This window comes from Streptosporangium sp. NPDC002607, assembly GCF_053592655.1.
Map to the genome: position 1 here is coordinate 1 of NZ_JBSFWD010000128.1, position 6,749 is coordinate 6,749.

The window sequence follows — 6,749 nt, forward strand, 5'->3', positions numbered from 1 at the left end:
ACCTTCTTGATGACATGCTGCGCGGCCTGAGCCGCCAGCCCGTAGTTGTCCTTGATCTGCCCGTAGGCGTGCTTACGCAGGTGGTAATTGCGAAACACCCGCTGGTCGTGGGCGAGCGCCGCCACCCAGGTGGCCGCCTCGTTGACCGCGCGCAGAGTCGCCTCCAGCGCCGCCGCCTGCTCAGGCGTCGGCAGAAGTCTCACCTGCACCACCAGCTTCACATCGCCCAAAATATCGTTTGGTCCATGTCACCGCAGTGGGAACCCGACTTTGACATCCGCCGGGGCCGAACCGTTGTCCACCCGCTGCACACGCATTTGGTCCTCACCCCCAGGTACCGGCGCGGGGTCTTCACCGACGAACTGCTGTGCCGCTGCGAAGACATCATGATCGAGGTGTGCGGCAGTTTCGGGGCGGAGCTGGTCGAGTTCAACGGCGAGGAAGATCACGTGCACCTGCTCGTGCACTACCCACCCAAAGTCGCCCTCTCAACGCTGGTGAACAGCCTCAAGGGCGTGTCCGCCCGGCTACTGCGCAAGGAGTATCCGGCACATATCCATAAGTATCTGTGGGGCGGGCATCTCTGGTCGCCGTCGTACTTCGCCGCCACCTACTGCGGCGCACCCCTATCGATCATCAACGAGTACATCGAAAACCAGAGACGCCCGGACTGAGCCGCTCGACGACCTACCGGTCACCGCACCGTCCAGGGCCTTGGCGGCCCTCCCGCGCTGCCGCTTCACCCCGCCCGCACGCGGGTTCCGGAGTCGGTGACGGATCGCTACCCCCTCGTGCCGAGCATGCCGTTGGGGTCGAGCACGAACTTGGACGCGGCGCCCTGGTCGAAGTCCTGATACCCCTGGGGTGCCCGCTCCAGCGGGATCGGCACCGCGTTGACCGCCTTCGCGATCTGCACCCTGTCGTGCAGGATCGCCTGCATCAGGTAGTAGTTGTAGCGCATGACGGGGCACTGGCCCGTGGTGAAGGAGAGTGACCTGGCCCAGCCGAGGCCGAGCCGGAGGGAGAGCGAGCCCTGCTTCGCCGCCTCGTCGTGGGCACCCGGGTCACCGGTCACGTACAGGCCGGGGATGCCGAGCGCGCCGCCCGCTCGGGTGATCTCCATGAGCGAGTTGAGCACGGTGGCCGGGCGTTCCTGTCCGGCGTCGGCGCCGTGGCCGCGCGCCTCGAAGCCGACGGCGTCGACGCCGCAGTCGACCTCCGGCACGCCGAGGATCTGTTCGATCTGGTCCCTGGGCTCGCCCCGTGACACGTCAACGGTCTCGCAGCCGAAGCTGCGGGCCTGCTCCAGGCGGTCCTTGTTCAGGTCACCGACGATGACCGCGGCGGCCCCGAGGAGGAACGCCGAGGCCGCCGCGGCGAGCCCGACCGGGCCCGCGCCCGCGATGTAGACGGTCGATCCCGGCTTCACCCCGGCGGTGACACAGCCGTGGAAGCCGGTCGGGAAGATGTCGGTGAGCATGGCCAGGTCGAGGATCTTCTCCATCGCCTGGTCCCTGTCCGGGAACTTGAGCAGGTTCCAGTCGGCATAGGGCACCAGGACGTACTGGGCCTGCCCGCCGACCCAGCCGCCCATGTCGACGTAGCCGTACGCCGAGCCCGGCCGGTCGGGGTTGACGTTCTCACAGATCCCGGTCTTGCCCTCCTTGCAGTTGCGGCAGCGGCCGCAGGAGATGTTGAAGGGCACCGAGACGAGGTCGCCCACCTTCGTGAACTCCGCGTCCGGGCCGACCTCGACGACCTCTCCGGTGATCTCGTGGCCGAGGACGAGGCCGACGGGCGCGGTGGTGCGGCCACGGACCATGTGCTGGTCGCTGCCGCAGATGTTCGTCGCGACGGTCTTGACGATCGCCCCGTGCGGCACCTTGCGGCCCACGTTGGCGGGGTTGACCCCCGGGCCGTCCTTGAGCTCGAACTCGGGGTAGTCGATGTTCTGGACTTCCACCTTGCCCGGCCCCCGGTAAGAGACGGCTCTGTTGCTCGGCATGACGTCCTCCGTGTTCCCTCGTGGCGCCCTTCCGCGTGATGCCCGGTGGAGCAGCCGGTCGTCGCCCGCGAGGGGGGCTACGAAGGGGCTGTGACGGCCGAGTCCGGACCGGAGACAATGGCTCACTGTCCGTTTTCCACCATATACCCGCTGTTTTCGGCGCCACCTCGGGGAACATCACAACTCCACCAGTGCCATCCCGGCCTCCCCCGAAGCGCAGACAACGCCACGAGCAGGCACAGAAGACGATCAAGGTGTCAAGCATCAAGCGAGGCTTGAGTGTCGACCATCAAGCGAGACAGGACAAGACGCCATCGCAGAACATTGCCGAATTATTCTTGTAGGTATCCAGAGGCGTTCGACAGGTTGCGAGCGGAGATTGTGCCGCTTCCCCTCTCTACGATCGTCTCCCGGCCAGGCAGGCAGAACAAGACTGTTTCTTTGGTCTGTACGCTGTCAGGCTGTAACCGTGAACGCTACAGATAGTGAGGTCTGGGATCCCTTCGGCACTTTGCACAGCGCCCTATGGATCGGAGGTGGCCAATGGGCCGGCAAATCCACCGTCGCCAGGCTGCTGGCCACCCGGTACGGGCTGACCGCGTACCACTACGACTATCACGACGCGCGTGCACACAATGACCGTCGGATCGCACGCCGAGCGCGACTTGGCGAGCCCACCGCAGACCCCGACCCGGACAGCGTCTGGGTGAACACCAGCCCTCAAGAGATGGCCGGCGAGACCCTGGCCGGCTTCCCCACGCGGTTCGAGTGGGCTTTGGACGACCTGCGCGGCCTGGTATCGGGGCGACCCATCATCGCCGAAGGTTGGGGACTGCGTCCCGAACTGGTCGCCCCCATCATCGACTCACCCCGTCGAATGATCGTGATGGTGCCGAGCGAGGAATTCCGTGAGCGTCAGCTCCGCGAACTGCCCCGTGCCGCCGCCGTCGATCACGCGGTCAGCGACCCTGATCGAGCACAGCGCAACCGACTCGCCCGAGACCGCCTCGTCGCCGACGAGGCCGCCCGCTCCGCTCGCCGCCTGGGCATACGGGTCCTTGAGGTTGATGGGCTCGATGATGCGGAGGCCGTGGCAGACATCGTGGTCGACCACTTCAGCTCCTATCTGCCGCCGTCGAACGGCTACAGGCCCTGACCGCTGCAGACCGAACTGCTCAACCGGCAGCGGTGGAAGACCCGTATCGAGCTCGCCAACGCGATCTTGGAATATCGGGCGATCTTCCATAACCGGCGGGCCGTTCTCGTGATCGCCAGAGCGTCTTAAGTGTTCTTGGCGTCCGTCGGAGCGGACGTGTTCTGCCTGCGGACGTACTCCAACAGATCATCTTCGTCGATGACCTCGTCGGCGGGCGGGGTGGTGATGACGAGATGGAATCCCCAGTCGGTGTAGCGCGTGTCGCTCCGCTTGACCAGCGGCTCTTTCCCCACTCCCGCGGTGTCGGTGGTGACCAGGCGCTCGGGCAGACCGTCACGGCCGGTCCAGAGTTGCCAGGAGACCTTCCCCTTGCTCTTCTTGCCGATGGGCTTCCCCGAGGTCCAAGCGATGGGGGCGCTCTTGGAAATCCTGCGCAGTTCTTGGTAGCTCATGGTGCCCCGGTAGAGGAAACCGCCGGAGACGGCCTTGCTCGCTGAGCGCTTCAGTACGGCCTTCATCATGGACAGGTCGTACATGTCGATCGGCTGCAGGCTGGCGTCCCGGGCCATGTCCCGGTTCATGCGTCCCCTGTGCTCGTTCGGGAACCGGACCCACTTCTTGCCATCCGGAACGGGCCCGGGGTACCGGGTGGCGTCGTCGTACACGTTTTTACCGACGCGGATCACCCGGTAGGGGTCCGATTTCTTGGACGGGAGCCCCTTGCCTTTCGGCCGGGAGAGATCCCACCAGGTGAAATCCGCAGCCACCGGACCTGACGGGGCCAACTGGAGATGACCGCTGATCCGGATCCCACTCCCGGAGACCGTCGACTTCTTGCCGTAGAAGAAGCGGTTGGTCTCGGAAATCCGAACGCCATGCTCATTCCGGAACTGCTGCTTGAGTGTGCGCGCCGGATCGGGAGCATCTGCCTGCGCGGCGGCGGGACTCATGGCAGCCGACACGGACGCGATCAGTACGGCGACCGCCAGGGCAGCCAATCGTCTCATGGGGCATTTGTCCTTGTTTTTGGGTTTTTGGGGCATTCAACGGAAAAGTGAAGCTCAACTGAGATGGTAACGGGCGCATTCCATCGGAGACCTTGCCTGCTTCGGCGTTCGGCCTTGTGCTTTTCTGCGTGGCGGGCGGCAACGCCGAGCACACGTGCGATGAAGCGGGAGCGATGCCTGAAACCCTGGCGCTACGCTCGATCTTCCTAACGGAAGTGTTGACCCCGCCCCTGGACAGGGATGGACACTCACAGAAAACGATCAAGGGCCTGTGAGCAGGTCTTGGGGATGCCGGTGGACACCGGCAGACGATCTCGAACTGGCTACGGAGCAGAAGGTGAGGGCTGTGCGGGCCTGGCCCTTCGTTCTGCTATCTCCGGCTACGGTTGCTGTCTGCCCGAGTCTCGCGGCAGCCCCAATGGGCCAGGCGCCGCCCGACCCGCCGGATGGCAAGCCCGAGAATGGCCGCGATCACGATCGCACCGGACATGAGAGGCACCCAGTCGCCCAACCGGACGTAGAGCGTTTCTTCGCTGGAGAGCGGTACGTCGACGATGAAGGTGCCGCGATACTCGGGCGGGACCCATATCAACGGCCTGCCTCGCGCGTCGAATGCCGCCGAGGTCCCGTCGAGCTCCACCAGCACCGCTGGGCGGCCGGACTCCACCGCTCGTACGGCCTCGAAGCCGGCCTGCTGTGAATGTGCCCAGCTGCCGTGGAAGGTGGTGAGCGAGCCTTGCACGATGGTGACATCGGCGCCCATCCGCGCGAGGTCACGCCGCATGTCGGGGAAGGTCGACTCGTAGGAGATCAGTGGGCCGACCTTCAGGCCGGAGACGTTCAGCGTCGTCAGCTTGTCGCCGGGGGATCGGTCCTGTTTGGGGGCCCCGGTGTAATCGGCTATCCAGCCGAGCAGCGGTCGCAGCGGTATGTACTCGCCGAAGGGCGCCAGCCGCTGCTTGGCGTACGTGGCCACGAGCCCTTTGCCGGTGTACTGGTAGGTCGATTTGGTGATCTGCCCGGACGGGCCGCGAGCGTCCACGTTGACCAGCAGGTCGCTGCCTGCCGCGGCAGCGGCCTCACGCAACTGGCGATCAACGTCGGGCCGCTGCTTGGGGTCGAGTCCGACGCTGCTCTGGCCCCACACGATGACGTCGTGGTCGAGTCCCGCGAGTTCGTGGGTGAGCCGCAGATGGACGGCGAGGCGCTTCTGCGGGCCGTAGACGATACCGGGCTGCACACCCGCCACGCGCATGCTGCCGGTCACCACCGGCTCCGGCCGTAATATCCCGTAGCCGACCGCGGTCGCGGCCAGAACGACGGCGACTCCCCCGCCGACCAGCCGGGTACGGAGCATGGCGCCGGGGATCAGCAGGGCGGTGATTCCGATGTTGACCGCGACCAGCAGGAAGCTCAGCAGCCACACCCCGCCGAGGGCGGCGACGGCGAGTACCGGCCCTACCGTCCACTGGCTGAGGCCGAGGAGCCCCCACGTCCCGCCCAGGTGCTTCCAGGAGCGCAGCGCTTCGACGGTCAGCCACACCGAGGGCAGTACGAGCATCGCCACCAGCACTCTGGCGAGCGAGGGCCGCCGCAGTAGCCCGTAGGCGGCAAGCCCGAAGGGCACCCAGACCAGGCCGACTATTCCAGCCGCCACCACCGAGAAGACCCCCAGGTAGGGGAGCACCCAGTGGTGCAGCGTCACAAAGAAGCCGCCCGCCGCCAACCAACTGCGCCATGCCGCCTCCCGAAAAGATCCTGCGCGGGCCAGGAGCAACAGGAGAGGAACGAGCCCCACCCACGCCCACCACCACGCGTTGACGGCCGGAAACGCCAGAGCCAGGCAGGCGCCGATCAGGAGGGCGAGGAGACGGAGCCCCCAGCGGACCAGCACGGCGAGCATGCCATCGAGCTACCCACGCGGATACCGGCGAACCCATCGGCGACCCCGGTAAGGCGAACGGCCCCTGTGGGTCGGCCGATCGCGTCATACCGGCCGGTCAAGCACCCACCATCCGACGGTCTGCCGATCGTTGCCAACGGCACCGCAGACAACCAGCTCGGCAAGATTCAGTAGACGGGGTTGGCCGCGGCCGTTGACGCCTACGCGCCCTCAGGAATCGAGGGCATCCGCAAACCCGACACCGGCCTGTTCGAGATCGCTGCCCGATGTTCTGGACGCGCCGCGCAAGCAGCGCCACGCGGACAAGCGGATCTTCTTACGGCGACTCCGCAGCTGCCAGAGAGCGCCGACGTCGCTGCAAATGTTCTTCCTGGAGAGGAACAACAGGATCGTCGCGGCGACGTAGAGGAGCCAGACCATGATCGCCAGCCAGGCGGCCAGGTGCGAGTACCAGTCCAGGACTTCATCGGCCCGGAAAGCCGACGTCAACCACAAGAAGAAACAGAGCAGCGTGTACGGTACGAGGCCCACCGCCATGGCGGCCCGCGTGCCCGGCGTCCCGCCTCGTCGCCATGCCAGAGCCGCCAGCGCCAGCGTGATCGCCCCGACCATGGCGTAGGAGTACAGAAGCGTCTGGGCCTTGTCCAGCGCGAACTCGGTGTAGAAGCTCACCCCGTC

Annotated in this window: 6 protein-coding genes and 1 pseudogene; 2 read left to right on the forward strand and 5 right to left on the reverse strand. The window is 66.2% G+C overall.

The annotated features are described in order from the left end of the window. Nucleotides 1-203 (reverse strand): annotated as a pseudogene (locus tag ACWD3H_RS47250) (RNA-guided endonuclease TnpB family protein); the annotation flags it as partial. Between the two features lie 42 nt (nucleotides 204-245). Between ACWD3H_RS47250 and tnpA the strand changes: the two are divergent. Next, nucleotides 246-674, forward strand: coding sequence for an IS200/IS605 family transposase (gene tnpA / locus ACWD3H_RS47255; RefSeq protein WP_451959742.1), 429 nt, complete (start codon nucleotides 246-248; stop codon nucleotides 672-674). 107 nt (nucleotides 675-781) lie between these two features. Here the strand turns inward: tnpA and fdhA are convergent, their stop codons facing one another. Continuing rightward, nucleotides 782-2,005 (reverse strand): formaldehyde dehydrogenase, glutathione-independent, encoded by a 1,224-nt coding sequence (gene fdhA, locus ACWD3H_RS47260; RefSeq protein WP_451959743.1) that lies wholly within the window; start codon nucleotides 2,003-2,005, stop codon nucleotides 782-784. 469 nt (nucleotides 2,006-2,474) lie between these two features. On the opposite strand from fdhA, the gene ACWD3H_RS47265 reads away from it, so the two are divergent. Next, nucleotides 2,475-3,161: a hypothetical protein gene (locus ACWD3H_RS47265; RefSeq protein WP_451959744.1), complete on the forward strand. Its 687-nt coding sequence runs from the start codon at nucleotides 2,475-2,477 to the stop codon at nucleotides 3,159-3,161. Between the two features lie 125 nt (nucleotides 3,162-3,286). Here ACWD3H_RS47265 and ACWD3H_RS47270 read toward each other — a convergent pair whose 3' ends face one another. The 3 genes from ACWD3H_RS47270 to ACWD3H_RS47280 all read right to left on the reverse strand — a co-directional run. Next, nucleotides 3,287-4,168, reverse strand: coding sequence for a hypothetical protein (locus ACWD3H_RS47270; protein ID WP_451959745.1), 882 nt, complete (start codon nucleotides 4,166-4,168; stop codon nucleotides 3,287-3,289). 370 nt (nucleotides 4,169-4,538) lie between these two features. Continuing rightward, nucleotides 4,539-6,071 (reverse strand): apolipoprotein N-acyltransferase, encoded by a 1,533-nt coding sequence (gene lnt, locus ACWD3H_RS47275; RefSeq protein ID WP_451959746.1) that lies wholly within the window; start codon nucleotides 6,069-6,071, stop codon nucleotides 4,539-4,541. A 210-nt stretch (nucleotides 6,072-6,281) separates the two neighbouring features. Beyond that, nucleotides 6,282-6,749: hypothetical protein (locus ACWD3H_RS47280; protein ID WP_451959747.1), on the reverse strand; the 468-nt coding region annotated here is incomplete at its 5' end.